We start from the raw sequence: 23,743 nt of genomic DNA on the forward strand, positions 1-23,743 counted from the left end.
GTGCGGCAGAGCAGAGCGGGGGGGCTGGAGGTCGGGGATCGGTTAAGCCTGTGCTGGCCTCTTCGCCGGTAAACCCGCTCCCACAGGTACACCATTGGGCTCGGGGCCTGTGATATCCCTGTGGGAGCGGGTTTACCCGCGAAGAGGCCGGAACAGGCAACCCTTCATTCAGGCTGCAAACCCGCCATCAACCGTCAGGCTGGCCCCAGTGATATACCCCGCCTCAGGCCCTGCCAGGTAAGCCACAAAGCTGGCAATCTCATCCGCCTCGCCATAGCGCCCGATCGCCATCAGCGGGATCAGGCTGTCAGCGAACTCGCCGCTGGCTGGGTTCATGTCGGTGTCCACCGGCCCTGGTTGCACGTTGTTCACGGTAATGCCTTTCGGCCCCAGGTCACGGGCCATGCCGCGAGTCAGGCCGACCAGCGCCGATTTGCTCATGGCATAAGGGGCGCCACCGGCAAACGGCATGCGCTCGGCATTGGTACTGCCAATGTTGATGATGCGCCCGCCTTGGCCCATGTAGCGTGCCGCGGCCTGGCTGGCGACGAATACGCTGCGCACGTTCACCGCCAGCATGTGGTCGAAGTCGGCCAAGTCGAATTCGGTCACCGGCGCTACCGCCAGCACGCCGGCGTTGTTGACCAGGATATCCAGCCGGCCGAAGGCCTTCACGGTGTCATCCACGGCCAGTTGCACGGCCGCCGCGTCGGCACTGTCGGCCCGCAGGGCCAGCGCCTTGCCGCCGGTTTTGGTAATTTCCTCAACCAGCTCCTGCGCCGGACCGGCGGAACTGACATAGGTGAAGGCCACCTGTGCGCCTTCGCGGGCCAGGCGTCGCACGATGGCTGCACCAATGCCGCGGGAACCACCCTGTACCAGGGCCACCTTGCCTTCGAGTGAGTGTTGCTTGGACATTTTGATCTCCTGCTGGAAGCCAGGCCGGAATGCCTTGGATGGGCGCAGTATCGGCGCTTGATTACCTGCTGATAAGATGGCAATCACTATCAGCAGAGTAAACCTTTGGTTGCCAATCATGGCCATGGAATCATTCAACGCGTTGGAATGCTTCATCCGCAGTGCCGAAGTCGGCAGCTTTGCCGAAGCCGCCAGGCGCCTCAGCATTACCCCGGCTGCCGTGGGCAAGCATGTTGCCCAGTTGGAAGCACGCCTGGGGGTGCGGTTGTTCCAGCGTAGTACCCGCAAGCTGACCCTGACCGAGGCAGGGCAGCGATTTCTGGGGGAGGTCAGTGACAGCTTCCGCACCATCCAGTACGCCGTGGCCAACCTGGCCCGCAGCGAAGGCCAGCCGGCCGGGTTGTTGCGGGTAAGCATGGGCACGGTTTTCGGGCGCTTGTATGTGTTGCCATTGCTGGGTGAGTTCCTGCGTCGCTACCCGGCCATTACTCCGGACTGGCATTTCGACAACCGCCAGGCCGACCTGATTGGCCAGGGCTTCGATGCGGCGATTGGCGGAGGTTTCGAGCTGCCGCCGGGGGTGGTGGCGCGCAAGCTGACCCCGGCGCACCGGGTGCTGGTGGCGGCGCCGGCGTACCTGGGGCGGCACGCGCCGATCGACGACCCGCAGGTATTGCAACGGCATGACGGTATCCTGATCCGCTCGCCGCAGACTGGGCGGGTGCGGTCATGGCCGTTGACCAGCCGTTGGCAGGTGCAGCAGCCATTGCAGTTGCGCCAGACGATGACCATGAGCGATTCGGATGCGGCTTGCGCGGTGGCCGAGCAGGGCTTGGGAATTGCCTTGGTGAGCCTGCCGTTTGCCGTGCCGTACCTGGAAGGCGGGCGGCTGCGGCGGGTGCTGCCGGACTGGTATGTGGATGATGGGCATATCAGCCTGTATTTCGCCGAGCACAAGCTGTTGCCGGGCAAGACCCGGGCGTTTGTCGATTTTGTGGTGGAGCAATTCGAGGAGCAGGGGCTGGCGCGGCGGTTCGATGCCTTGCAAACCCTTTAGAAGTGTATTGCCTGTAGCGGCCCTATCGCCGGCAAGCCAGCTCCCACAGTTACCCCGCAGTATTTGGGCTTGTGGTAATCCTGTTGGAGCTGGCTTGCCGGCGATAGGGCCGGTTCAGACAACATCAACAATGAACAATGCCTGTGCCCCCAGGTTTACCTCATCATCAACCTTCTTGCCGACCAGTTGTTGCCCCAGCGGCGAGCGCGGGGTAATCACCGTCACCAGCCCATCCCCCTCGCCAATCTTCAACCCCGCCGCCTCGGGCCCGAGGAACAGTTGGCGCTGCCCGCCATCTTCATCCTCCAGCGTCACCAGGTTGCTCACCTGCACCCCGCGTGCCGGGTCGTAATCGCGCAGCAGCAGTTGCTGGTAGGTCAGCAGCGCCTTGCGGATCTCGGCGCTGCGGCGGGCCTGGCCGGTGGCCAGGTACGAGGCCTCCAGGCCCAGGGTGTCGTACTTGTTCTCGGCGATGTTCTCTTCGGCAGTGGCGGCTTCGTACGCAGTTTGCGCTGCGCGGGTCAGCACATCCAGGTCATGTTCGAGGGTGGCGACGATCTGTGCCAGCAGGCTGGGCTTGTCCATGGTCAGTAACAGAACTCCAGCACGTTGGCCTGGCTTTTGTCGGTGGGCGCGGTGCGGTTCTGCTGCAGCCAGAACTGGCACTTGGGGCTGTTGAGGTTGCGCGGGCTGCCCTGGGCGGCCTCGGCGGCCTGTTGCAGCTCCTGCTTGTGCAGGATGTCCTTGTAGCGTTCGAACATTTCCGCCTGGGCATCCGCCGCAGGGGCTGGCGCTGGCGGCGCGGCAGGCCGGTACGCGGCGGGGGCCACGGTTTGGGCCAGTGGCTGTACCTGCTGTGGCCACAGTTGCAGGGCCAGCCACAGGCTGGCGGCGATCGCCACGGCGCCCAGCCACAGGCCAAAGGCAACGCACACGATCAACGGCAACGGCTTGAGGGTGATTTTCAATTCACGGTGGCGCGCCATGGCAGCCTCCTGGCAGGGTGTTCGGGGTGCATTGTCGCATGCGCCTGGGCATTTTTCCGCGCAGGTGCTTTTGTCAGCGACAATTTATACGCAGAATGCGCGGTTTTTCCGCTGGGCGAGGGCAGGGCACATGAAAGCCACTTGGGACATCTTCTGCAGCGTCGTCGACAACTACGGCGATATAGGCGTGACCTGGCGCCTGGCCCGGCAGCTGGTGGCCGAGCACGGCCTGGCTGTGCGCCTGTGGGTGGATGACCTCAATGCATTCACGCCCATGTGCCCCGGGGCCGATGCCACCGCCCCGCAGCAGTGGCAGCACGGTGTGGATGTGCGCCAATGGCCGGTAGCCTGGTTGCCGGTGGCGCCGGCTGATGTGGTAATCGGTGCCTTCGCCTGCCAATTGCCAGCAGCCTATGTGGAGGCAATGCGTGCTCGTGTCACGCCGCCGCTGTGGCTGAACCTCGAATACCTCAGTGCCGAGGACTGGGTGGAAGGTTGCCATGGCTTGCCTTCGCCGCAGCCCAATGGCTTGCGCAAGGTATTTTTCTTTCCGGGCTTCACCAAAAAAACCGGTGGCCTGCTGCGCGAGGGCTCGCTGCTGGCGCGGCGTGATGCGTTCCAGCAAGGCGCACGGCAGGCCTTCTTGCACGGGCTTGGCGTAAACCCTGAAGCGGGGGCGTTGCTGATTTCCCTGTTCGCCTACGAAAACCCGCAATTGGGCAACTGGCTTGAGGCCCTGGCCTCAGGCGAGCAACCTTGCCACCTGCTGGTGCCGCAAGGGCGCGTTGTCGCGGGGCTCGGCCAGTGGCTTGGCGAGGCTTCACTGCAAGTGGGCAGCGTGCGCAAGCGCGGGGCGCTGACCCTGCAGGTGCTACCTTTCGTCAGCCAGGACGACTACGACCGGTTGCTGTGGAGCTGTGATTTCAATGCCGTGCGCGGCGAAGACTCGTTCGTGCGCGCGCAGTGGGCCGGGCAGCCGATGCTGTGGCACATTTACGTGCAGGACGAGAATGCCCATTGGGAAAAGCTCGAAGCGTTTCTCGCGCATTATCGACAGGGGTTGTCAGGCGATGCCGATGCCGCCCTGCTTGGCCTGTGGCGTGCCTGGAACATGGACCGCGACATGGGCCAGGCCTGGCAGGCAGCCCGTCAGCACTGGCCGGAACTGCAGCAGCATGCCCGGCTTTGGGCGGCGCGACAGGCCGCTCAGCCGGACCTTGCCACAGCGCTAGTACACTTTTACCGAAATTCGCTATGATACGCGGCCTCGATTTTTATAAATCCATCCAGATTCGGATACTTCGTAATGAAAACTGGTAAAGAACTGAAACCCGGTACCGTCCTGCGGATCGACAACGACCCGTGGCTGGTTCAAAAAGCTGAGTTCACCAAGTCGGGCCGTAACAGCGCGATCATGAAGACCAAGCTGAAGAACCTGCTGACCGGCTACAAGACCGAAACCGTCTACGGTGCAGACGACAAGCTGGACGACGTGATCCTGGATCGCAAAGAAGCGACCCTGTCGTTCATCAACGGTGACGAATACACCTTCATGGACACCACCGACTACACCATGTACGAACTGAACGCCGAGGACATCGAAGCCGTTCTGCCGTACATCGAAGAAGGCATGGAAGACGTCTGCGAAGCCGTGTTCTTCGAAGGCCGCCTGGTATCGGTTGAACTGCCGACCACCATCAGCCGCCAGGTTGTCTACACCGAGAACGCTGCACGCGGCGACACCTCGGGCAAGGTCATGAAGCCTGCCAAGCTGAAGAACGGTACCGAGATCTCGGTTGCCGACTTCATCCAGATCGACGAGTGGATCGATATCGACACTCGCGACAACAGCTTCAAAGGCCGTTCCAAGAAGTAATCCTTCTTGTGAAACGCAAAAAACCCGGCCTAAGCCGGGTTTTTTGTGCCTGCGATTCCTGCAGATCTCGATGCGTGCTCTTGCTCTTGCTTTTGTGGGAGCGGCCTTGTGTCGCGAAAGGGCCGCAAAGCGGCCCCGGCAATATCAAGGTGTACCCGAGATTCCGGGGCCGCTTCGCGCCCCATCGCGACGCAAGGCCGCTCCCACAGCCTTACACGGTCACGTGCAGGCGCACATCCACGTTGCCGCGGGTGGCGTTGGAGTACGGGCACACCTTGTGCGCCTTTTCCACCAGCCCTTCGGCATCGGCCTGGGCCAGGCCCGGCAGGTTGATGTGCAGGTCGATGTCCAGGCCGAAACCACCTGGAATCTGGCCAATGCCCACTTTCGCGGTGATCGAGGCGTCCGCCGGCAGGGCTTTTTTCTCCTGCCCGGCCACAAACTTCAGGGCACCGATGAAGCATGCCGAGTAACCGGCGGCGAACATCTGCTCGGGGTTGGTGCCGTCACCGCCTGCGCCTCCCAGTTCCTTCGGGGTGCTCAGGCTGACTACCAGCTTGCCGTCACTGGAGCGGGATTTGCCGTCGCGCCCACCGGTGGAGGTAGCTTCTGCGATGTACAGCGGAGTGACCTTTTGCATCTTGAGCCTCGCTAATGTGCTGTGCGCTCCCCGTCTGGAGGAGGGCGCGGGTTGGTGTGGGATTTAAATTAGCGCGCAATTAGTTAGTGCGCAAGATAAATCATCACCGTTCATCTGAACGGCCATCGCACAGCATAGCTGTCAGAGGGTTTTCTGCAGGTTCTCGCGCAGCGCCAGCAGGTCGGCCTGCAGTTGTTGCAGCTGTTCCAGGCTGCGCCCGCTGGCCTTGAGGATGCACTGCGGCACTTCTTTGGCCTGCTGCTGCAAGGCGCGGCCCTTGTCGGTCAGCTGCACCAGTACCACCCGTTCGTCCTCGCGGCTGCGGTTGCGCTGCAGCAGGCCTTCGCTCTCCAGACGCTTGAGCAGCGGTGTCAGCGAACCGGGGTCGGTGAGCAGGTGCTGGCTGATCTCGCCTACGGTCAGGCCATCGTGCTCCCAGAGCACGAGCATGGCCAGGTACTGCGGGTAAGTCAGGCCCAGTGCCTGCAGCAGCGGTTTGTAGACCTTGGTCATCAGCAACGAGGTGGAGTGCAGGGCGAAACAGACCTGGTTTTCCAGCAGCAGCTCGTCACAGGAGGCTTGGGTGTCGGCGTTCATGCAGGTCCTTGAAGGTAATCAATGGGAAAGTCTGGCACGCGGATCGTTAGTGCGCGCTTTATTCGCGCAGCTCACTGCGCAAGGCCAGGTCCCAGGGTGGAATCGGGCTGAAGCGGCTCTTGAGAAATTCGAGCAGCAAACGGCTGCGAGAGTTCGTTTCATGTTCCAGGCGAAGTGCGTAAATACCGCTGGTTTCCGCTTTGGGCAAGCCACCGTCGCAAAACAACGGTATCAACTCGCCGCGCAGCAGGTATTCGCTGATCAGCCAAGTAGGCAGGTGGGCTATGCCTAAGCCTGCGAGCGCACCGAACAGCAGGGTTTCGGCGTTGTTGGCGGCCATGCGCATGCGTGAGGGGCGGTACAGGCGGGTTTGCCCGGCCACGTTGAAACGCCAGGCGAATGGTGGCGCAAGGCCGTCCCAGTCCAGGCCGTCGTGCCCTGGCAGCTCGCTGGGGCAGCTGGGCATGCCGCGGCTGGCCAGGTAGGCCGGGCTGGCGCAGGCGATGCGCACCATGTAGGCCAATGGCGTGGCGACCAGCCGGGTGTCGGCCAGGGGGCCGGCGCGCAGCACCAGGTCGACCTCGCCCAGGTGGCTGCCATGCAGGTCGACGAAGCTGTCGATCAGGCGCAGTTGCACATCCAGGCCCGGGTAGGCGACCAGGAAATCGGCGATGGCCGGGGCCAGGTGACGGCGGCCGAATGCGGCGGGGGCGTCGATGCGGATCAGGCCTTCGGGGGCATTGCTCAGCGACACCGCTTCAGCGCGGGCCAGGCGCAGTTCCTCGATGATGCGCCTGGCCCGTTCGGCAAAGGCGTTGCCGGCAGGCGTGGCGCGCACGGCGTGGGTGCTGCGGGTGAACAGGCGGCTGCCCACGGCGCTTTCCAGGTTGTCGATGCGGCGGGCCACGGCGGAAGGCGTCAGCGGGTGGCGGCGGGCGGCGGCAGAAAAACTGCCGGTTTCCAGCACATCGAGGAACAGGCTTAGCTGGTCGGTCAGGGTATCGGGGCTCATGGCTGCCTTGCTTTTGCGAAAAACGCATAGCCATTGTGCGCTGCTGTGCGTTTCCCCACCAGCCCGCAATCGATAGCATGCTCGCATTATGTGTACAGGTGGATGAGGCCCCTGATGATCGAGTGGTTGTTGTATATCGTGTTGGGCGCAGCCCTGGGGACCATGGGTGGCCTGTTCGGCATTGGCGGCGGGCTGATCGCGATTCCGGCGCTGGGCGTGCTTTTCGGCCTGGACCAGCAGTTGGCGCAGGGCACTGCGCTGGTGATGGTAGTGCCCAATGTGCTGCTGGCGCTGTGGCGTTATCACCAGCGTAATCGCATCGAGTTGCGCCATGCGGTACCGCTGTCGCTGTGCAGCTTCGGGTTCGCCTGGCTGGGGTCGATCTGGGCGGTCGGGCTGGATGCGTATTCAATGCGCCTGGGCTTCGTCGGCTTCCTGGTGGCCCTGGCGGTGTGGAACGTTGCGCGGATGTTCATGAAGGTAATGCCGCCCAGCGCCGAGTTGCGCTATGCCTGGCCTTGGCTGGGTGTACTGGGCAGCTTTGCCGGGACCATGGGCGGCTTGTTCGGGGTGGGTGGGGCCGTGGTAGCCACGCCGATTCTGACCAGTGTGTTCGGTACCACCCAGGTGGTGGCGCAGGGGCTGTCGCTGGCGCTGGCGGCGCCGAGTACCTTGGTAACCCTGGTGACCTATGGGGTGCACCACAGTGTTGACTGGGGGGTGGGGGTTCCATTGGCGGTGGGCGGCCTGCTGAGTATCAGCTGGGGTGTGAAATTGGCCCATGCGTTGCCGGAGAAGGTGTTGCGGGCGATGTTCTGTGTGTTTCTGGTGGGGTGTGCGGTGATGCTCGGGTTCGAGCTTTGAGATTTTGGGGCCGCTTTGCGGCCCATCGCGACACTAGTTACTTGAACCCTTCGACAATGTAGTCGGCCATGCAATCGGTAATCGGCGAAGGGTTCTGGGTACTGCGCACCAGCATCACATTGGCCACCGGTAACTGCGGCAACCCTTCGTTTTCGCCCAGAATGCGGATATTCCCGCCAATCAGGCTCTGCAACTGTGCGGTCACCGCCAACCCTGCGGTGACGATGGCAAAGATCGCTGCCAGGCTCGGGCTGGTATAGGCGATGCGGTAGTCGATGCCCTGGGCCTCCAGGGCATTGCAGGTCCAGGCCCGGCAGAAGCAGTCGGTGTTGAACAAGGCTACCGGCATGGGGCGTTGCTCCTGCGGGCAGAAGCCTTCCGCGGCGGCCCAGACCAGGCGTTCCTGGCGCAGCAGCTGGCCAATCTCGTTACCCGGCTCACGGGTGACGATGGTCAGGTCCAGGTCCTGGCGCAGCATCAGTTGTTTGGAGGAGTCGCAATGCACCTCCACCTGTACCAGCGGGTAGGCCTGGGCAAAGCTCGACAGGATGGTCGGCAAAAAGCGCATGGCATAGTCGTCCGGCGTGCCGATGCGTACTACCCCGACCATGTGCGGCATGCGCAGGGTGTTGAACACTTCCCCATGCAACTTGAGGATGCGCCGCGCATAGCCGAGCAGCACCTGGCCCTCGGCGGTCAAGCGCACTTGGCGGCCATCGCGCTCGAACAGCTGGCGCTGGAGGATGTCCTCTTCCAGGCGTTTCATCTGCATGCTCACCGCCGACTGGGTGCGGTTGACTACCTCGCCGGCGCGGGTGAAGCCACCCTGCTCGGCGATGGCCACGAACGTGCGCAGTACGTCCGCGTCGAGGCTCTGGTACTGGGACATTGCATCAATCTCCGAGATGCATGGCATCAGAAACATTCGTTGGATTGATCTTATGCCTGGCAGGAGACTGGAGCCATCAACACGGAGGGCTTCACGATGAAAGGTCATGTCAGCAGCATCCAGCAACCTGCCTTTTCCCTGAACCACCTGTGGCATGCCGCCCTGCAGCGCCCTGCGCGATGGCTGCAGCTATACCGCCAGCGCCAGGAACTGGCCAGCCTGAGTGATGCGACCCTGCACGACCTGGGGTTGAGCCGGGCGGATATCCAGCAGGAGGCCGAGCGGCATTTCTGGGATGATCCGTTGCGGAAATAGGCTAAGTTTGTCGGTGGAACCACTGACCTCTTCGCGGGTGAACCCGCTCCCACAGGAACTCCACATTGCCCGAGACCAATGGGATCCCTGTGGGAGCGGGTTCACCCGCGAAAGGGCCGGAACAGACACTACAAGGAGTTCAGGCTTGCCCCTCAAGCTGTCCATCAACCAGGCCCGCCGCCTGGCCCTTTCTGCCCAAGGTTTCGGCAAACAGCCAGAAACGGCGCCGACCCTGCCGGCACTCAAACGCATGCTGCAACGCCTGGGCGTGTTGCAGATCGATTCGGTCAACGCCCTGGTCCGCTCCCACTACCTGCCGCTGTTCTCCCGGCTGGGCAGCTACTCGCCTGCCGCCCTCGACCAGCTCGCCTGGGGCCGTGGTCGCCAACGCCTGTTGTTCGAGTATTGGGGGCACGAAGCCTCGCTGCTGCCGCTGAGCCTGTACCCACTGCTGCGCTGGCGCATGGCCCAGGCCGCCGATGGTCGTGGCATCTATCGCCAGCTCGCGCAGTTTGGCCGTGAACGCCAGGACGTTATCACTCGGGTACTGGCAGCGGTCCGCGAACAGGGCGCCCTTGGCGCGGGCAGCCTGTCCACCCGCGAGGAGCGGGCTGGCCCTTGGTGGGACTGGAGCGAGGAAAAGCACGCGCTGGAATGGCTGTTCGCCGCAGGGGAGGTGACGGTCGCTGGCCGGCGCGGCTTCGAGCGGCTCTACGATGTACCGGAAAAGGTCCTGCCGAGGTCGATCCTCGACCAGCCACTGCCCAGCGAGACCGAGGCGCATCAGGGCTTGATGCTGCACGCCGCCACCGCCCTGGGCGTAGCCACCGAGCGCGACCTGCGCGACTACTTCCGCCTGGACCCGGGGCAGGGCAAAGCGGCACTGGCCGAACTGGTGGCTGATGGCCGCCTGCAAGCGGTCGAGGTGCAGGGTTGGAAGCAGCTTGCCTACTGCGCCGGCGCGCCGCGCATCCCCCGGCGCATCGAGGCCAGCGCGCTGTTGTCGCCGTTCGATTCACTGGTCTGGGAACGCAGCCGTACCGAGCGCTTGTTCGACTTCCGCTACCGCCTGGAAATCTACACCCCGGCGCACAAGCGGGTGTACGGTTACTACGTGCTGCCGTTCCTGTACCGCGAACGCATCGGCGCGCGCGTGGACCTGCGCGCCGAGCGCGCCCAGGGGCAACTGGCAGTGCACGCCGTGCATGTCGAGGCAGCGGGCCTGGACGAAGAGGGTTACCAGGCCTTGGCCGGCAACCTGCTGTGCCTGGCCAGCTGGCTGGGGCTGGAGAAGGTGCAACTGAACTGCCCGCGTACCGAGGGCAGCCAGTTGCGCCAGGCGTTGCTCAGCGCCGCACCTGCTTGAGGGTTTCGGCAATCAGGAACGCCAGCTCCAGCGACTGGTCGGCATTCATCCGCGGGTCGCAGTGGGTGTGATAGCGGTCGGACAGCGCATCCTCGGTGATCGGCCGGGCGCCGCCGATGCATTCGGTGACGTTCTGCCCGGTCATCTCGATGTGGATGCCGCCGGCGTGGCTGCCCTCGGCCTGGTGCACCTGGAAGAACTGCTTCACCTCATCCAGGATCTGCGCAAAATCGCGGGTCTTGTAGCCGCTGCTGGCCTTGATGGTGTTGCCATGCATCGGGTCGGAGCTCCACAGCACCTTGCGCCCTTCGCGTTCGACCGTGCGAATCAGCCCCGGCAGGTGGTCGCCGACCTTGCCGGCACCCATGCGCACGATCAGGTTCAGGCGCCCGGGGTCGTTGGCCGGGTTCAGCGTGTCGATCAGGCGGATCAGTTCTTCGGGGTTCATGCTGGGGCCAACCTTGACCCCGATCGGGTTGTGCACGCCGCGCAGGAACTCCACATGGGCACCGTCCAGCTGGCGGGTGCGGTCGCCGATCCACAGCATGTGCGCCGAGCAGTCGTAGTAGTCGCCGGTCAGGCTGTCCTGGCGCACGAAGGCTTCTTCATAGTTCAGCAGCAGTGCTTCGTGGGCGGTGAAGAAGCTGGTTTCGCGCAGCTGCGGCGCGCTGTCCAGGCCGCAGGCGCGCATGAATGCCAGGGTTTCGTCGATGCGGTTGGCCAGCTGGTGGTACTTGTCGGCCAGCGCCGAATTGGCGATGAAGTCCAGGTTCCACTTGTGCACCTGGTGCAGGTCGGCGAACCCGCCCTGGGCGAAGGCGCGCAGCAGGTTGAGGCTGGCGGTGGCCTGGTGGTAGGCCTGCAGCAGGCGTTCCGGGTCGGGGATGCGGCTTTTCGCGTCGAAGCCGATGCCGTTGACGATGTCGCCACGGTAGGCGGGCAGGGTGATGTCGCCGATGGTTTCATCGCCCGATGAGCGCGGCTTGGCGAACTGCCCGGCCATGCGCCCGACCTTGACCACCGGGCAGCCGGCGGCGAAGGTCATGACAATAGCCATCTGCAGCAGCACCTTGAAGGTGTCGCGGATCTTCGCCGCCGAGAACTCGGCGAAGCTCTCGGCGCAGTCGCCACCCTGCAGCAGGAAGGCGCGGCCTTCGGTGACCTCGGCGAACTGCCGGCGCAGCTCGCGCGCCTCGCCCGCGAACACCAGCGGCGGGTAGCTGGCCAGGGTCTGTTCGACCTTCAGCAGGTGCGCGGCATCGGGGTAGGTCGGTTGCTGCTGGATCGGCAGGGCGCGCCAGCTGTCGGGGCTCCACGGTTGGTTCATCTCGGGCTCGGTCTTGTCGGTTGTAGGCTATGGGCCATGGTAACAGTTGGCGCTGCGCTTGTTGCATCGAGGGTGTTGGCGGACAATGCGCGTTTTTGTGCGGGTAGGTGGTGAGCATGGCGGCGGAACGGGAAGAGCGGCTACTGGCACGGGTGCAGGACGCCTTTGGCGTCATCAGCGTGTATGAAGTCGACGACTACCGCTTTCTGGAATTCGGCGATGCGATCGAGCAGAGCTGCGTGTTCACGGCCGACCCCAGCTGGCTGGAGTACGACTATACCCGCGCCATGCTGGTGGGGGCGCTGTGCCACGAGCAGCCGGAGAGCGCGCTGTTTCTCGGCCTGGGTGCCGGCACGCTGACCCAGGCCTGCATGAAGTTCCTGCCGCTGGACGACATCGAGGCAATCGAACTGCGCCCGGACGTACCGCGCCTGGCCATGGAGTACCTGGGCCTGGACGACGACCCGCGGCTGTATGTACGCATCGGCGATGCGCTGGAGCTGTTGCCCACGGCGGAGAAGGCCGACCTGCTGTTCGTCGACCTGTACACCGACCATGGGCCGGGGGTGGGCCACCTGGCGTGGAACTTCCTGGAGAACTGCCAGCAGCAACTGAACCCGGGTGGTTGGCTGGTGATCAACCAGTGGGCCACCGACGACGGCAAGCCGCTGGGCGCGGCGTTGCTGCGCGGGTTGTACCACCGGCATTACTGGGAGCTGCCGGTGAAGGAGGGCAATGTGATCCTGCTGGTGCCGGCGGACCTGGAGCAGACGCTGGACCTGGATGGGCTGAAAGCCCGGGCCCAGGCGCTGGCGCCGCGCCTGGGGTACAGCCTTGAGGGGCTGATCCGCGAGATTCGGCCGGCTACCTGAGTTGGCTTCTTCGCGGGCACGCCCGCTCCCACAGGAATATCATTGTGCTCAAGGGCGGTGAGTATCCTGTGGGAGCGGGCGTGCTCGCGAATCAGACGACGCGGTATCGCAGGCAGGAATCGTTTCAGCCGCACATTGCTGATGGCCCGACAATGGCCAGGCACCCTGAAAATATTCCTCACGTCTGCGCACGATTTCGGGTATAGTACGCGCCGGTCTTTTAGCGGACCGCAAAATCAGGTGGTGCAAACCCTCCGAGTCCAGCTTCGGCTGCACGTCCGCTAGGCGGACTTTCCCACGTTTTCTTTTTCAATCGTTTTCGCAAATCCCCGCCGCCAAAGCTGCCTGGGTGACCTGTCGGTCTTTCATGGCTTGTGCAGCTTTGGAGCATGGGTCTTTGCGGATGCACCTAGAGGCAGACCCATGACCCAGGAAACCGGCGGCTTCGCCGCTCTCGATCTCAATCCGAATATTGTTGCTGCCGTTCTGGCGACCGGCTACGAAGAGCCGTCCGCCATTCAGCAACAATCGATCCCGATCATCCTCGCCGGTCACGACATGATCGGCCAGGCGCAGACTGGCACCGGCAAGACCGCTGCCTTCGCCCTGCCGATCCTCAACAAGATCGATGTGAGCAAGCGCGAACCGCAAGCCCTGATCCTGGCGCCAACCCGTGAGTTGGCGCTGCAAGTTGCTACAGCTTTCGAAACCTACGCCAAGCAGATGCCGGGCGTGAACGTGGTCGCCGTCTACGGTGGTGCCCCGATGGGCCCACAGTTGCGTGCGATCCGCAACGGCGCGCAAATCGTCGTGGCCACCCCTGGCCGTCTGTGCGACCACCTGCGTCGTGACGAAAAAGTCCTGTCGACCGTGCAGTACCTGGTACTGGACGAAGCCGACGAGATGCTCAAGCTGGGCTTCATGGACGACCTCGAAGTGATCTTCGATGCCATCCCGGCCAGCCGCCAGACCGTGCTGTTCTCCGCCACCTTGCCGTCGTCGATCCGCTCGATCGCCGAACGCCACCTGCGCGAGCCCAAGCACGTCAAGATCCAGAGCAAGACCCAGACCGTTACCGCGATCGAGCAGGCCCACCTGATGGTCCACGCCGACCAGAAGATCCCGGCTGTGCTGCGTCTGCTGGAAGTGGAAGAGTTCGACGCGCTGATCGCCTTCGTGCGTACCAAGCAAGCCACCCTGGACCTGGCCTCCGCGCTGGAAGCCAAGGGTTACAAGGCTGCCGCGCTGAACGGCGACATCGCCCAGAACCAGCGTGAGCGCGTGATCGACTCGCTCAAGGATGGCCGCCTGGACATCGTTGTCGCTACCGACGTCGCTGCCCGTGGCCTGGACGTACCGCGCATCACTCACGTGTTCAACGTCGACATGCCGTACGACCCGGAGTCCTACGTACACCGTATCGGCCGTACCGGCCGTGCTGGTCGCGATGGCCGTGCACTGCTGCTGGTCACCCCGCGTGAGCGCCGCATGCTGCAGGTGATCGAGCGCGTAACCGGGCAGAAAGTTGCCGAAGCCCGCCTGCCGAATGCCCAGGCCGTGCTGGACGCCCGCATCAAGAAGCTGACCTCGAGCCTGGCGCCGCTGGTTGCCGAAGCGGAAGCCACCCACGGCGAACTGTTCGACCGCCTGACCGCCGACCTGGGTTGCAGCGCGCGTGCCCTGGCTGCTGCCCTGCTGCGCAAGGCCACCAATGGCCAGGCGCTGGACCTGGCCGCGGTAGAGCGTGAGCAGCCGCTGGTGCCGAGCTTCGCCCCGCGTGGTGAGCGTACCGAGCGTGGTGAGCGTGGCGAGCGCTCGGAGCGTGGTGACCGCGAGCGCCGTGCGCCGATGCCGCTGGCCGAAGGCCGTGTGCGTTGCCGTACTGCCCTGGGTGCCCGTGACGGCATCGCTGCCAAGAACCTGCTGGGCGCGATCCTCAACGAGGGTGGTCTGGCTCGTGACGCCATCGGCCGCATCCAGGTGCGCGACAGCTTCAGCCTGGTCGAGCTGCCGGAAGATGGCCTGGAGAAGCTGCTGTCCAAGCTCAAGGACACCCGCGTGGCTGGCAAGCAGCTGAAGCTGCGTCGCTACCGCGAGGATTGATCCTGGCGCAATGAAAAAATCCCCGGCTTTGGCTGGGGATTTTTTTTGCCTGTGCCGGCCTCTTCGCGGGCTTGCCCGCTCCCACAGGTGCATCACAGCTCTCAAGGCCTGTGGAGGACCTGTGGGAGCGGGCATGAACTGGCCTAATGATCCCGGACACCTCTTAAGGGCGATATGATTCGCCCAATCAGGAGGTTCCATGCAAGAACGAAAGACCTACACCCGCGAGTTCAAGCAACGTGCTGCCAGCATGGTCCTTGATGACCACTGCTCGATTCCCGACGTCTGCGCCTCAATGGACGTCGGCCCTACAGCCCTGCGCCGCTGGGTTGATCAGGTGCGTAAAGAGCGACACAAGGGCCAGCCAGTAGCCGGTACCAAAGCGATCAGCGACGAACAGCGCGAGCTCCAGCAGCTGCGAGCCAAGATCAAGCGCCTGGAGACCGAGGCTGAAATCTTAAAAAAGGCTACGGCTCTCTTGATGTCGGATCCCGATCGTTTTTCCTGATTGAGGAACTGAGAGAGTCAGGCTCGTATCCGACCAGCCTTCTTTGCAGTGCGCTGAGCGTATCCCGTAGCGCGTTTTATGACTGGCTTCGCCGTCGTTCAACACCGAATACCAAGCGTGACGAACTCAGAGAGAAAGTAGTTCAGCTGCACGTCGAAAGCAGGGGAAGCGCGGGCGCGAGAATGATCTCTGAGTACCTGAAGGCCCAGCAGCTCAAGGTGGGACGGTATCTGGCCGGAAAACTCATGGAGGAGGCAAATCTGGAAAGCAAGCAGCGTCGTCCTCATCGGAATCGCTCCAAAGGTGTTGAAGCGTTTGTGGCCAAGAACCTGCTCGAACGCAACTTTGAGCCAACAGCAATTAACCAGGTCTGGTGCGGTGACGTGACCAGTTTGATGGTCGGGAAGCGCTGGTATCACCTGGCAGTAGTGATTGACTTGTTTGCGCGTCGGATCGTTGGCTGGGCGTTTTCCCTGATCAACGACGCCAACTTGGTTAGCAAGGCACTGAGGATGGCAGTAGGGGTTAGGGGCAAGCATACAGGCTTGATGTTTCACTCGGATCAAGGCTGCCAATACACCAGCCAGCGCTTCCAGTCCGAGCTGCTTGAGCATGGCATAACGCAGAGCATGAGTCGCAGGGGACAATGCTGGGACAACGCACCAACAGAGCGTTTCTTTGGAACGCTCAAGTCAGAATGGGTGCCGCCCAAGGGCTACAAGGAAATTGAAGAAGCCAAGCAGGACATGACCAGCTTCTTCATGCGATACAACCGAATCAGGCTCCACAGCTACAACGACTACCTGTCACCAATAGCTATGGAGCAGCAGGCGGCTTGATCACCGTAACCGGTGTCCGGAAATACTTGACCAGAACAGCAAGCCCGCGAAGAGGCCCTTCAGTCGAACCGATAAATGTCCATCCCCAACGCCCCCAGGGTAAACCCCTGGTGCACCACCCCGAACTTGCCGCCAGCCCCCTGTGCAAAGAACAGCGGCAGGAAATGCTCATCACTGGGATGGTTACGCACCGCAAACGGCGCCTGCTGCCGATAACCCAGCAACGCTTCCTGGTCATTCGCCCGCAGCTTTTCCACCACCCAATCCCTGAACGCCAGTGCCCAAGGCTCGATCACATCCGGCCCGGCATGCCAGTCCAGTTCGCCCAGGTTGTGGGTAATGCTGCCCGAACCGATCAACAGCACGCCCTGATCGCGCAAACCCGCCAGCGCCTGGCCTACCTTGACCTGCAGCGCCGGCCCCATGTGGCTGGGCAGTGAAACCTGCACCACCGGAACACCCGCATCCGGGTACATCAGCGACAGCGGCACCCAGGCACCATGGTCGAACGGCCGCTGCGCGTCCAGCCGGGCTGGCAGCCCGGCAGCCTGCAGCAGTTCACTGACCTGGCCGGCCAGGGTGGGGTCACCCGGCGCCGGGTACTGCACCGCATACAGCGCCGGTGGGAAGCCGTAGAAGTCATGCCAGGTCTCTGGTTGTGCGCTGCCGGTAACCAGCAGTTCGCGGCTTTCCCAGTGCGCCGACACCACCACGATCGCTTTCGGCCGGGGCAGGGCATTGGCAAGCCCTGCCAGCGCAGGCCCGCTGGCGCCGGGTTGCAGGGCAAGCATGGGAGAACCATGGGAAATGAACAGGCTGGGCAGCATGGCGGGGTCCTGACGGTTAAGATGCAATCATCTTCGATCAACTACAGATCGAAATCCAAACCAACTTTTACCGACAAACCATCTAAAAATCAGGAGTGATCATGGAGCCAGCGTTCTGGCAGCAGAGGTGGGCCGACAACCAGATCGGCTTTCACCAGGCGCAGGTGAACCCCTATCTGCAGAGGTACTGGCCAACGCTTGGCCTGGCGCCGGGCAGCCGCGTGCTGGTGCCGTTGTGCGGCAAGAGCCTGGACCTGGCCTGGCTGGCCGGGCAGGGGTATCGCGTGTTGGGCGTAGAGTTGTCGCGGCAAGCGGTGGAGGCATTCTTCCGTGAGCATGGGCTTGAAGCCGAGGTGCAACAGCGCGGGGTTTTCGAAGTTTGGCGCAGTGGTGACGTTGAGCTCTGGTGTGGGGATTTCTTTGCGTTGAAGGTCGAGGATATTGGCGATTGCGCGGGGCTGTATGACCGGGCGGCGTTGATTGCCTTGCCGCCGCAGATGCGTGTGGCTTACATGCAGCTGTTGTCGGGCTTGCTGCCGGCGGGTTGCCAGGGGTTGGTGGTGACTCTGGATTATGACCAGGCTTTGCTGGACGGACCGCCGTTTTCGGTCGGGGATGAAGAGCTGCGGCAGGGGTTTACCGGGTGGCAGGTGGATGAGCTGGAGGCTGTGGAGGTGATTGAAGAAAGCCCGAAGTTTTCGCAGGCCGGGGTATCGAGTTTGTTGGAGCGGGTGTACCGGGTTAGCCGATGACAGGTGTGTAGCCTGCACCGGCCCTTTCGCGGGTGAACCCGCTCCCACAGGTACTGCACAATCCTCAAGGTGTGTGGTGAACTTGTGGGAGCGGGTTTACCCGCGAAGAGGCCGGCACAGGTGTACAAAAAAAGGCGACCGCAGTCGCCCTTTTGTTTTACCGATTGGATCAACCGCGACGGCGCAGGGCCTCGATACGGTCTTCCAGCGGCGGGTGGCTCATCAGCAGCCCGGCCAGGCCGTGCTTCAGGCCACCATTGATGCCGAAGGCCTTCATGGTGTCGGGCATGTGCACCGGCAGGCCTTGCTCCACGCGCAGGCGCTGCAGGGCGCCGATCATTGCTGCGGTACCGGCCAGCTGTGCACCGGCTTCGTCGGCGCGGTATTCGCGGCGGCGCGAGAACCACATCACGATCATGCTGGCCAGAATGCCCAGGATCAGCTCGGCAACGATGGTCGCTACGTAGTAGGCAATGCCCTGGCCTTCTTCGTTCTTGAAGATCACCTTGTCGACGAAGTTGCCGATGATGCGCGCGAAGAACATCACGAAGGTGTTCACCACGCCTTGCACCAGCGCCAAGGTGACCATGTCGCCGTTGGCCACGTGGCCGATCTCGTGGGCCAGCACTGCGCGCACTTCATCGGGCGAGAAACGCTCCAGCAGGCCCTGGGACACGGCGACCAGCGCGTCGTTGCGGTTCCAGCCGGTGGCGAAGGCGTTGGCCTCGTACGCCGGGAAGATACCCACCTCGGGCATCTTGATGCCCGCTTCACGGGACAGCTCTTCCACCGTTTGCAGCAGCCACTGTTCGTGGCGGGTGCGCGGCTGGCTGATGATCTGGGTACCGGTGGTCATCTTCGCCATCCACTTGGAGATGAACAGCGAGACGAGGGAGCCGGCAAAGCCGAACACGGCGCAGAACACCAGCAGGCTGCTGAGGTTCAGGTCGACCCCGTTGGCGGCCATGAACCCGTTGAAACCGAACAGGCTCAGGGTAATGCTTGCAACCAGCACCACCGCGAGGTTGGTGGCTACAAACAACAGAATGCGCATCATGGTTGTTACGTTCTCCTGACGGATGAGTTGTCGCTTACTGCGGGGTATATAAGGGGCCGGCCGTGCCGATTCAATCGGGCGACTATTTCAAACTGTGTACGGCGGAGTATGGCAGAGGATGGCGCGGGGGATGTGGGATAGAGCGTTGCAGGATGTAAGAAACATCCTGTGGGGTTTTGGGGGCTGCTTTGCAGCCCATCGCGACACAAGGCCGCTCCTACAACTGATCGCGTAACCCTGTAGGAGCGGCCTTGTGTCGCGAAAGGGGCGCAAAGCGCCCCCAGGGCCTTCACTTACTGCGAATAACCCTTCAGGAAATTCCCGATCCGGCCAATCGCCGCCTCCAGGTCATCCACCCGCGGCAAAGTGACAACGCGGAAGTGGTCCGGCCACGGCCAGTTGAACGCCGTACCTTGAACGATCAGCAGCTTTTCCGACAGCAGCAGGTCGAGCACGAACTTCTCGTCGTTGTGGATCGGGCAAACCTTCGGGTCGATCTTCGGGAATGCATACAGCGCACCCATCGGCTTCACGCAGCTAACGCCCGGGATGTCGTTCAGCAACTCGTAGGTGCGGTTGCGCTGCTCCAGCAGGCGGCCGGGCGGCAGCACCAGGTCGTTGATGCTCTGGTAGCCGCCCAGCGCGGTCTGGATGGCATGCTGGGCCGGCACGTTGGCGCACAGGCGCATGTTGGCCAGCATGTCGATGCCTTCGATGTAGCTTTGCGCGTGGTGCTTGGGCCCGGAGATGATCAGCCAGCCGGAACGGAAGCCCGCCACCCGGTACGACTTGGACAGGCCGTTGAAGGTCAGGCACAGCAGGTCGGGGGCCAGCGAGGCGGTGCTGATGTGCACGGCTTCGTCGTACAGGATCTTGTCGTAGATCTCGTCGGAGAACACCACCAGGTTGTGCTGGCGGGCCAGTTCCAGCATGCCCAGCAGCAGCTCTTTGGAGTACACCGCGCCGGTCGGGTTGTTCGGGTTGATGATCACCAGGGCCTTGGTGTTCGGGGTGATCTTGGCCTTGATGTCCTCAAGGTCTGGGAACCAGTCGGCCTGCTCGTCGCACAGGTAGTGCACCGGCTTGCCGCCGGCCAGGCTCACGGCGGCGGTCCACAGCGGGTAGTCGGGGGCAGGGATCAGCACTTCATCGCCGTTGTTGAGCAGCGCCTGCATCGACATCACAATCAGCTCGGACACACCATTACCCAGGTAGATGTCCTCGATGCCGACGCCTTCGATCTGCTTCTGCTGGCAGTACTGCATCACCGCCTTGCGCGCGCTGAACAGGCCTTTGGAGTCGCTGTAGCCCTGCGCGGTGGGCAGGTTGCGGATCACATCCTGGAGGATTTCGTCAGGCGCCTCGAAGCCAAACGGCGCCGGGTTGCCGATGTTCAGCTTGAGGATGCGGTGGCCTTCCTCTTCCAGGCGCTTGGCGTGCTTGAGCACTGGGCCGCGAATGTCGTAGCAGACATTGGCGAGCTTGTTCGATTTGCTGAACTGCATGATGGGATCCCGATTGAGAAAACGCGCTACGCCCCGCCGAAAGGTTTGAAAGGGCAGGAAGCGGGTGCCAGACTGAACGCCTGGCACACGAAGCCAACTAATATACGTGCCACCCGCGCCCCGGAAAAGACGGTGCGCAGTGAAATTCAGCCTGCCGAGGTCCCTACATGCAAAAGATCGAGAAAACCCTGGAGCAATGGCGGTCGATGCTCGACCCCGAGCAGTACCAGGTGTGCCGCCTCAAGGGCACCGAGCGGCCGTTCAGCGGCAAGTACAATAGCGAGCGCCGCGACGGCATCTACCACTGCATCTGCTGCGGCCTGCCGCTGTTCGATGCGCAGACCAAGTTCGATTCCGGCTGCGGCTGGCCGAGCTTCTACGCACCCATCGAGGAAGCCGCGATGATCGAGATTCGCGACACCTCCCACGGCATGATCCGCACCGAAGTTACCTGTGCCCGCTGCGATGCGCACCTGGGCCACGTATTCCCCGATGGTCCGCCACCGACCGGCCTGCGCTACTGCATCAACTCGGTGTGCATCGACCTGCGCCCGCGCGACTGACCGGAGCCCGACCATGGCTGGATCGATACTGGACATCCCCTGCGTGACCCTGGGCGGCGAGCACAAGAAGCTCGGCGACTTCCCCGGCAAGGCGCTGCTGGTGGTCAATACCGCCAGCCAGTGCGGCTTTACCCCGCAGTACAAGGGCCTGGAGCAACTGTGGCAGGCTTATCGCGCGCGTGGCCTGGTGGTGCTGGGCTTCCCCTGCAACCAGTTCGGCAAGCAGGAGCCGGGCGATGCACGGGAAATTGCCCAGTTCTGCCAGCGCAATTTCGGCGTGAGCTTCCCGCTGTTCCGCAAGGTCGAGGTCAACGGCCCCGGCAGCCATCCGCTGTTCGTCGAACTCAAGCAGCGCGCGCCGGGCATTCTGGGCAGCCAGAAGATCAAGTGGAACTTCACCAAGTTCCTGGTCGACCCGGCCTCTGGCCAGGTAACGCGCTACGCCCCCACCACCAAGCCGCAGGCCCTGGAAGCGGACATCGAGCGCCTGCTCAGCCGTTGACCGGCACCCAGTGGTCGACCAGCGCCAGCAACTCTTCACGGCGGAACGGCTTGGCCAGGTAGTCGTTCATGCCGGCTGCCCGGCAGCGCTCGCGCTCTTCGGGCATGGCGTTGGCGGTGAGGGCGACGATTGGCAGGTCGGGCCAGCGACCGCTTTGGCGGATACGCCGGCTGGCCTCGTAGCCGTCCATCACCGGCATGTTGCAATCCATCAGGACCAGGTCGAATTCGTCCTGTTCCAGTAGCTCCAGGGCCTCGGCGCCTTGGGTGGCCAGCTGTACCTGGCAGCCGAGCTTGGCCAGCATGCCCTTGGCCACCAGCTGGTTTACCGGGTTGTCCTCCACCAGCAAGATGCGCGCGCGGCCTTGGTCCAGTGTGATGGCCGGGGTAGCTAGCGGGTGTTCGGGCTCATGGCCCTGCAAGGTGCGGCGCAAGGTCTGGTACAGGGCGTTGCGCGCCAGCGGCCGGGCCAGTTGGTGCAGGGGGGCGAGGGCGACCGACTGTTCGCTGGGCAGGAAGTTGCCGTAGGCGGTCACCAGCAAGATCGGTGTTTTCAATGCCGGGCGCAGTTCGAACAGGTGGTCCAGGCTGTCGGTGATCAGCAGGTCGATGGCCGTGGCGTCGAGCCCCGCGCAGCTGTCATGGTGCTGGTAGGCAAGGCCCCAGGCAGGCAGCAGGTCCTGCAATAGTTCATCGAGCCCGCTGCCGGCCGTGCTCAGCGCCGCCACGCGCCCGTGCAACGGTGCTGGCGCAATGGCCTCGGTGTGCACGGCCAGTGGCAGTTCGGCGGTGAAGCGGCTGCCGAAGCCAGGGTCGGACTTGATGTGCAGGTGGCCCTGCATGGCCTTGCACAGGTTGCGTGTCAGCGCCAGGCCCAGGCCGGTGCCGCCGTACTGGCGGGTGATGCCGGCGCCGGCCTGGGTGAATGGCTGGAAGATCCGTGCCTGGGCTTCTTCGGGGATGCCGATGCCGGTGTCGCGCACTTCCAGGCGCACACCGCCGACGATGGTCGACAGGCGCACATCCACGCGGCCGAAGCGGGTGAACTTGAGGGCGTTGGACAGCAGGTTGCTGACGATCTGCCGTACCCGCGTGGGGTCGCCAAGCACGCTGCTGGGGAAGTCGCGGGCGATCAGGCAGGTCAGCTCCACGCTTTGCGCGGTGTTCTGCGACAGCAGGTTGGCAGTGTCCTCGACCATCGAGCCCATGTCGAACGGAATGCGCTCCAGCTCCAGCTGGCCGGCATCGAACTTGGACAGGTCGAGAATATCGTTGAGCAGCTCCACCAGCACCTTGCCCGAGTCATGGGCAATCGCCAGCTGCTGGCGTTGCTCGCTGGGTAGCGGGCTGTCCAGGGCGAGGGCGATCATGCCGAGCATGCCGTTGAGCGGGGTACGGATTTCGTGGCTCATGTTGGCGAGGAAGGCGGCGCGCGCCTGGGCCATGTCCAGCGCCCGGCGGCGGGCTTCTTCCAACTCCTGGTTGGACAGGCTCAGGCTGCTGTTGCTGGCCTTCAGCTCGTTGGTGCGTGCCGAGACGATATCTTCCAGCTCGTTGAGGTACTGGGTCAGGCGGTTTTCTGCGGTGCGCCGCTGATCGATCTCGGTGGCCATGCTGACGAACTGCTGGTTGGCGACCCTTACCAGTACGCCGATTTCGTCATGTTCATGTCCGGGTGGGCATTGCAGGCGGGTTTGCGTGGGTTTGCGCGGGTCGCTGCCGCTGAGCGCACCAATTACCGTCACCAGCGGCTTGGTCAGCATCATGTAGAACAGCGCCAGGAGGATGCCGGTCAGCACCAGGCTACGGGCGAAGCCGTTGAGCAGGGTGATCCCGGCACGGTCGAGAAAGCGGCTGCCGAAGGCGTAGGTGTCCACCTCCAGGTAGAGGGTGCCGAGGTTTTCCTCGGGCATGTGGGTCAGATACAGGCGTTCCTTGAACTGGCGCTGATCGCCGAACAGGAAGTCGCTGAGTGGCCGGTAGCGGTCCTCCAGGCGCGGTCGTTCGACGTCGGCCAGTACCGTTTCGTTGTTGTCGATCAGCCGCGCACGGATGATGGCCGGCGACTCCAGCAGGCCGCGAGTCAGCTCCAGCGCCAGTTCCGAGTCGATGTTGTAGGCGATGCGCGAGGCCGGGTTGTGGCTGATTTGCAGCAAGGCGCGCACTTCACGGTTGATGGACGCGTCTTCGCTGGCATAATCGATGCCGATCTGGATGAGACTGAGCAATGTTCCCAGGATGAAGCCGACCAGGACTGTCAACCGGGCTTGCTTGTATGACAGGCGATTGGTGAACTTGATATCCATGTGTCCCGAGCCGGTTTCACGTCCCTTGCGCTGCGCAAGCATAGCCGAATAGCCCCGGCTGCT

General features: G+C 63.3%; 24 protein-coding genes and 1 pseudogene. 13 read left to right on the forward strand and 12 right to left on the reverse strand.

Annotated elements, in window-relative coordinates:
• Positions 1–168: 168 nt before the first annotated feature.
• Positions 169–918, reverse strand: coding sequence for a 3-oxoacyl-ACP reductase family protein (locus KDB76_RS08220; protein ID WP_038409113.1), 750 nt, complete (start codon positions 916–918; stop codon positions 169–171).
• Positions 919–1,036: 118 nt separating this feature from the next.
• On the opposite strand from KDB76_RS08220, the gene KDB76_RS08225 reads away from it, so the two are divergent.
• Complete coding sequence (locus KDB76_RS08225; protein ID WP_038409115.1) at positions 1,037–1,975, forward strand: LysR family transcriptional regulator; 939 nt, start codon at positions 1,037–1,039, stop codon at positions 1,973–1,975.
• A gap of 114 nt (positions 1,976–2,089) precedes the next feature.
• On the opposite strand, the gene KDB76_RS08230 is transcribed toward KDB76_RS08225, so the two are convergent.
• Entirely contained in the window at positions 2,090–2,560 is a 471-nt protein-coding gene (locus KDB76_RS08230) for a GreA/GreB family elongation factor (RefSeq protein WP_038409116.1), read from the reverse strand.
• A 2-nt stretch (positions 2,561–2,562) separates the two neighbouring features.
• On the reverse strand, positions 2,563–2,961 hold the full coding sequence (locus KDB76_RS08235; RefSeq protein WP_038409118.1) for a hypothetical protein: 399 nt from the start codon (positions 2,959–2,961) through the stop codon (positions 2,563–2,565).
• 130 nt (positions 2,962–3,091) lie between these two features.
• On the opposite strand from KDB76_RS08235, the gene earP reads away from it, so the two are divergent.
• The gene (earP, locus tag KDB76_RS08240; RefSeq protein WP_013971529.1) at positions 3,092–4,219 is read left to right on the forward strand and encodes an elongation factor P maturation arginine rhamnosyltransferase EarP; all 1,128 of its coding nucleotides are present in this window, start codon (positions 3,092–3,094) and stop codon (positions 4,217–4,219) included.
• A gap of 48 nt (positions 4,220–4,267) precedes the next feature.
• Positions 4,268–4,837, forward strand: coding sequence for an elongation factor P (gene efp, locus KDB76_RS08245; protein WP_013971530.1), 570 nt, complete (start codon positions 4,268–4,270; stop codon positions 4,835–4,837).
• 211 nt (positions 4,838–5,048) lie between these two features.
• On the opposite strand, the gene KDB76_RS08250 is transcribed toward efp, so the two are convergent.
• The 3 genes from KDB76_RS08250 to KDB76_RS08260 all read right to left on the reverse strand — a co-directional run bounded on the left by KDB76_RS08250 (position 5,049) and on the right by KDB76_RS08260 (position 7,086).
• Positions 5,049–5,477 carry an organic hydroperoxide resistance protein gene (locus tag KDB76_RS08250; RefSeq protein WP_013971531.1) on the reverse strand — a complete coding sequence of 143 codons (429 nt, stop codon included), beginning with the start codon at positions 5,475–5,477 and terminating at the stop codon, positions 5,049–5,051.
• A gap of 141 nt (positions 5,478–5,618) precedes the next feature.
• Positions 5,619–6,074, reverse strand: coding sequence for a MarR family transcriptional regulator (locus KDB76_RS08255; protein WP_013971532.1), 456 nt, complete (start codon positions 6,072–6,074; stop codon positions 5,619–5,621).
• 58 nt (positions 6,075–6,132) lie between these two features.
• On the reverse strand, positions 6,133–7,086 hold the full coding sequence (locus KDB76_RS08260) for a LysR family transcriptional regulator (protein WP_013971533.1): 954 nt from the start codon (positions 7,084–7,086) through the stop codon (positions 6,133–6,135).
• 114 nt (positions 7,087–7,200) lie between these two features.
• Here KDB76_RS08260 and KDB76_RS08265 point away from each other — a divergent pair, with 114 nt between their 5' ends.
• Positions 7,201–7,950: a sulfite exporter TauE/SafE family protein gene (locus KDB76_RS08265; RefSeq protein ID WP_013971534.1), complete on the forward strand. Its 750-nt coding sequence runs from the start codon at positions 7,201–7,203 to the stop codon at positions 7,948–7,950.
• Between the two features lie 37 nt (positions 7,951–7,987).
• On the opposite strand, the gene KDB76_RS08270 is transcribed toward KDB76_RS08265, so the two are convergent.
• Positions 7,988–8,839, reverse strand: a complete 852-nt coding sequence (locus KDB76_RS08270) for a LysR substrate-binding domain-containing protein (protein WP_015269374.1) — start codon at positions 8,837–8,839, stop codon at positions 7,988–7,990.
• Between the two features lie 96 nt (positions 8,840–8,935).
• On the opposite strand from KDB76_RS08270, the gene KDB76_RS08275 reads away from it, so the two are divergent.
• Together KDB76_RS08275 and KDB76_RS08280 are read left to right on the forward strand one after the other, a co-directional pair.
• A complete protein-coding gene (locus KDB76_RS08275; protein WP_013971536.1) occupies positions 8,936–9,154 on the forward strand; it encodes a DUF1127 domain-containing protein in 219 nt (72 codons plus the stop codon).
• Between the two features lie 145 nt (positions 9,155–9,299).
• Positions 9,300–10,520: a crosslink repair DNA glycosylase YcaQ family protein gene (locus tag KDB76_RS08280; RefSeq protein WP_038409119.1), complete on the forward strand. Its 1,221-nt coding sequence runs from the start codon at positions 9,300–9,302 to the stop codon at positions 10,518–10,520.
• Here KDB76_RS08280 and KDB76_RS08285 read toward each other — a convergent pair.
• Positions 10,501–11,847 carry a 3-deoxy-7-phosphoheptulonate synthase class II gene (locus tag KDB76_RS08285; RefSeq protein ID WP_003247094.1) on the reverse strand — a complete coding sequence of 449 codons (1,347 nt, stop codon included), beginning with the start codon at positions 11,845–11,847 and terminating at the stop codon, positions 10,501–10,503. The two genes, KDB76_RS08280 and KDB76_RS08285, sit on opposite strands and share 20 nt — an antisense overlap.
• A 116-nt stretch (positions 11,848–11,963) precedes the next feature.
• Between KDB76_RS08285 and KDB76_RS08290 the strand changes: the two genes are divergently transcribed.
• From KDB76_RS08290 to KDB76_RS08300, 4 genes and pseudogenes are all read left to right on the forward strand, one after another.
• Positions 11,964–12,719 (forward strand): spermidine synthase, encoded by a 756-nt coding sequence (locus KDB76_RS08290; RefSeq protein ID WP_015269377.1) that lies wholly within the window; start codon positions 11,964–11,966, stop codon positions 12,717–12,719.
• 389 nt (positions 12,720–13,108) lie between these two features.
• A pseudogene (locus tag KDB76_RS08295) lies at positions 13,109–14,822 on the forward strand (DEAD/DEAH box helicase).
• 199 nt (positions 14,823–15,021) lie between these two features.
• On the forward strand, positions 15,022–15,330 hold the full coding sequence (locus KDB76_RS29710) for a transposase (protein WP_024086157.1): 309 nt from the start codon (positions 15,022–15,024) through the stop codon (positions 15,328–15,330).
• An 8-nt stretch (positions 15,331–15,338) separates the two neighbouring features.
• On the forward strand, positions 15,339–16,169 hold the full coding sequence (locus KDB76_RS08300) for an IS3 family transposase (protein WP_230491506.1): 831 nt from the start codon (positions 15,339–15,341) through the stop codon (positions 16,167–16,169).
• A 59-nt stretch (positions 16,170–16,228) separates the two neighbouring features.
• Here KDB76_RS08300 and KDB76_RS08305 read toward each other — a convergent pair whose 3' ends face one another.
• Positions 16,229–16,996, reverse strand: a complete 768-nt coding sequence (locus tag KDB76_RS08305; RefSeq protein WP_038409121.1) for a class III extradiol ring-cleavage dioxygenase — start codon at positions 16,994–16,996, stop codon at positions 16,229–16,231.
• A gap of 101 nt (positions 16,997–17,097) precedes the next feature.
• Here KDB76_RS08305 and KDB76_RS08310 point away from each other — a divergent pair, with 101 nt between their 5' ends.
• Positions 17,098–17,748, forward strand: coding sequence for a thiopurine S-methyltransferase (locus tag KDB76_RS08310; RefSeq protein ID WP_024086512.1), 651 nt, complete (start codon positions 17,098–17,100; stop codon positions 17,746–17,748).
• 169 nt (positions 17,749–17,917) lie between these two features.
• Here the strand turns inward: KDB76_RS08310 and htpX are convergent, their stop codons facing one another.
• Positions 17,918–18,805, reverse strand: a complete 888-nt coding sequence (gene htpX, locus KDB76_RS08315; RefSeq protein ID WP_003259721.1) for a protease HtpX — start codon at positions 18,803–18,805, stop codon at positions 17,918–17,920.
• 293 nt (positions 18,806–19,098) lie between these two features.
• On the reverse strand, positions 19,099–20,310 hold the full coding sequence (locus tag KDB76_RS08320) for a pyridoxal phosphate-dependent aminotransferase (protein WP_013971543.1): 1,212 nt from the start codon (positions 20,308–20,310) through the stop codon (positions 19,099–19,101).
• A 167-nt stretch (positions 20,311–20,477) separates the two neighbouring features.
• Here KDB76_RS08320 and msrB point away from each other — a divergent pair, with 167 nt between their 5' ends.
• Entirely contained in the window at positions 20,478–20,873 is a 396-nt protein-coding gene (gene msrB, locus KDB76_RS08325) for a peptide-methionine (R)-S-oxide reductase MsrB (RefSeq protein ID WP_038409123.1), read from the forward strand.
• A gap of 13 nt (positions 20,874–20,886) precedes the next feature.
• Positions 20,887–21,375 (forward strand): glutathione peroxidase, encoded by a 489-nt coding sequence (locus KDB76_RS08330; RefSeq protein ID WP_013971545.1) that lies wholly within the window; start codon positions 20,887–20,889, stop codon positions 21,373–21,375.
• Here the strand turns inward: KDB76_RS08330 and KDB76_RS08335 are convergent.
• On the reverse strand, positions 21,365–23,722 hold the full coding sequence (locus KDB76_RS08335) for a response regulator (protein WP_024086513.1): 2,358 nt from the start codon (positions 23,720–23,722) through the stop codon (positions 21,365–21,367). The two genes, KDB76_RS08330 and KDB76_RS08335, sit on opposite strands and share 11 nt — an antisense overlap.
• Between the last annotated feature and the right edge of the window lie 21 nt (positions 23,723–23,743).

The sequence above is a fragment of the Pseudomonas sp. JS425 genome, assembly GCF_018223845.1.
In the GTDB taxonomy this organism is placed as follows: domain Bacteria; phylum Pseudomonadota; class Gammaproteobacteria; order Pseudomonadales; family Pseudomonadaceae; genus Aquipseudomonas; species Aquipseudomonas asiatica.

Coding starts and splice junctions, on each gene's coding strand:
- KDB76_RS08220 (WP_038409113.1), bottom strand. CDS start 918: ATGTCCAAGCAACACTCACTCGAAGGCAAGGTGGCCCTGGTACAGGGT.
- KDB76_RS08225 (WP_038409115.1), top strand. CDS start 1,037: ATGGCCATGGAATCATTCAACGCGTTGGAATGCTTCATCCGCAGTGCC.
- KDB76_RS08230 (WP_038409116.1), bottom strand. CDS start 2,560: ATGGACAAGCCCAGCCTGCTGGCACAGATCGTCGCCACCCTCGAACAT.
- KDB76_RS08235 (WP_038409118.1), bottom strand. CDS start 2,961: ATGGCGCGCCACCGTGAATTGAAAATCACCCTCAAGCCGTTGCCGTTG.
- earP (WP_013971529.1), top strand. CDS start 3,092: ATGAAAGCCACTTGGGACATCTTCTGCAGCGTCGTCGACAACTACGGC.
- efp (WP_013971530.1), top strand. CDS start 4,268: ATGAAAACTGGTAAAGAACTGAAACCCGGTACCGTCCTGCGGATCGAC.
- KDB76_RS08250 (WP_013971531.1), bottom strand. CDS start 5,477: ATGCAAAAGGTCACTCCGCTGTACATCGCAGAAGCTACCTCCACCGGT.
- KDB76_RS08255 (WP_013971532.1), bottom strand. CDS start 6,074: ATGAACGCCGACACCCAAGCCTCCTGTGACGAGCTGCTGCTGGAAAAC.
- KDB76_RS08260 (WP_013971533.1), bottom strand. CDS start 7,086: ATGAGCCCCGATACCCTGACCGACCAGCTAAGCCTGTTCCTCGATGTG.
- KDB76_RS08265 (WP_013971534.1), top strand. CDS start 7,201: ATGATCGAGTGGTTGTTGTATATCGTGTTGGGCGCAGCCCTGGGGACC.
- KDB76_RS08270 (WP_015269374.1), bottom strand. CDS start 8,839: ATGTCCCAGTACCAGAGCCTCGACGCGGACGTACTGCGCACGTTCGTG.
- KDB76_RS08275 (WP_013971536.1), top strand. CDS start 8,936: ATGAAAGGTCATGTCAGCAGCATCCAGCAACCTGCCTTTTCCCTGAAC.
- KDB76_RS08285 (WP_003247094.1), bottom strand. CDS start 11,847: ATGAACCAACCGTGGAGCCCCGACAGCTGGCGCGCCCTGCCGATCCAG.
- KDB76_RS08290 (WP_015269377.1), top strand. CDS start 11,964: ATGGCGGCGGAACGGGAAGAGCGGCTACTGGCACGGGTGCAGGACGCC.
- KDB76_RS29710 (WP_024086157.1), top strand. CDS start 15,022: ATGCAAGAACGAAAGACCTACACCCGCGAGTTCAAGCAACGTGCTGCC.
- KDB76_RS08305 (WP_038409121.1), bottom strand. CDS start 16,996: ATGCTGCCCAGCCTGTTCATTTCCCATGGTTCTCCCATGCTTGCCCTG.
- KDB76_RS08310 (WP_024086512.1), top strand. CDS start 17,098: ATGGAGCCAGCGTTCTGGCAGCAGAGGTGGGCCGACAACCAGATCGGC.
- htpX (WP_003259721.1), bottom strand. CDS start 18,805: ATGATGCGCATTCTGTTGTTTGTAGCCACCAACCTCGCGGTGGTGCTG.
- KDB76_RS08320 (WP_013971543.1), bottom strand. CDS start 20,310: ATGCAGTTCAGCAAATCGAACAAGCTCGCCAATGTCTGCTACGACATT.
- msrB (WP_038409123.1), top strand. CDS start 20,478: ATGCAAAAGATCGAGAAAACCCTGGAGCAATGGCGGTCGATGCTCGAC.
- KDB76_RS08330 (WP_013971545.1), top strand. CDS start 20,887: ATGGCTGGATCGATACTGGACATCCCCTGCGTGACCCTGGGCGGCGAG.
- KDB76_RS08335 (WP_024086513.1), bottom strand. CDS start 23,722: ATGCTTGCGCAGCGCAAGGGACGTGAAACCGGCTCGGGACACATGGAT.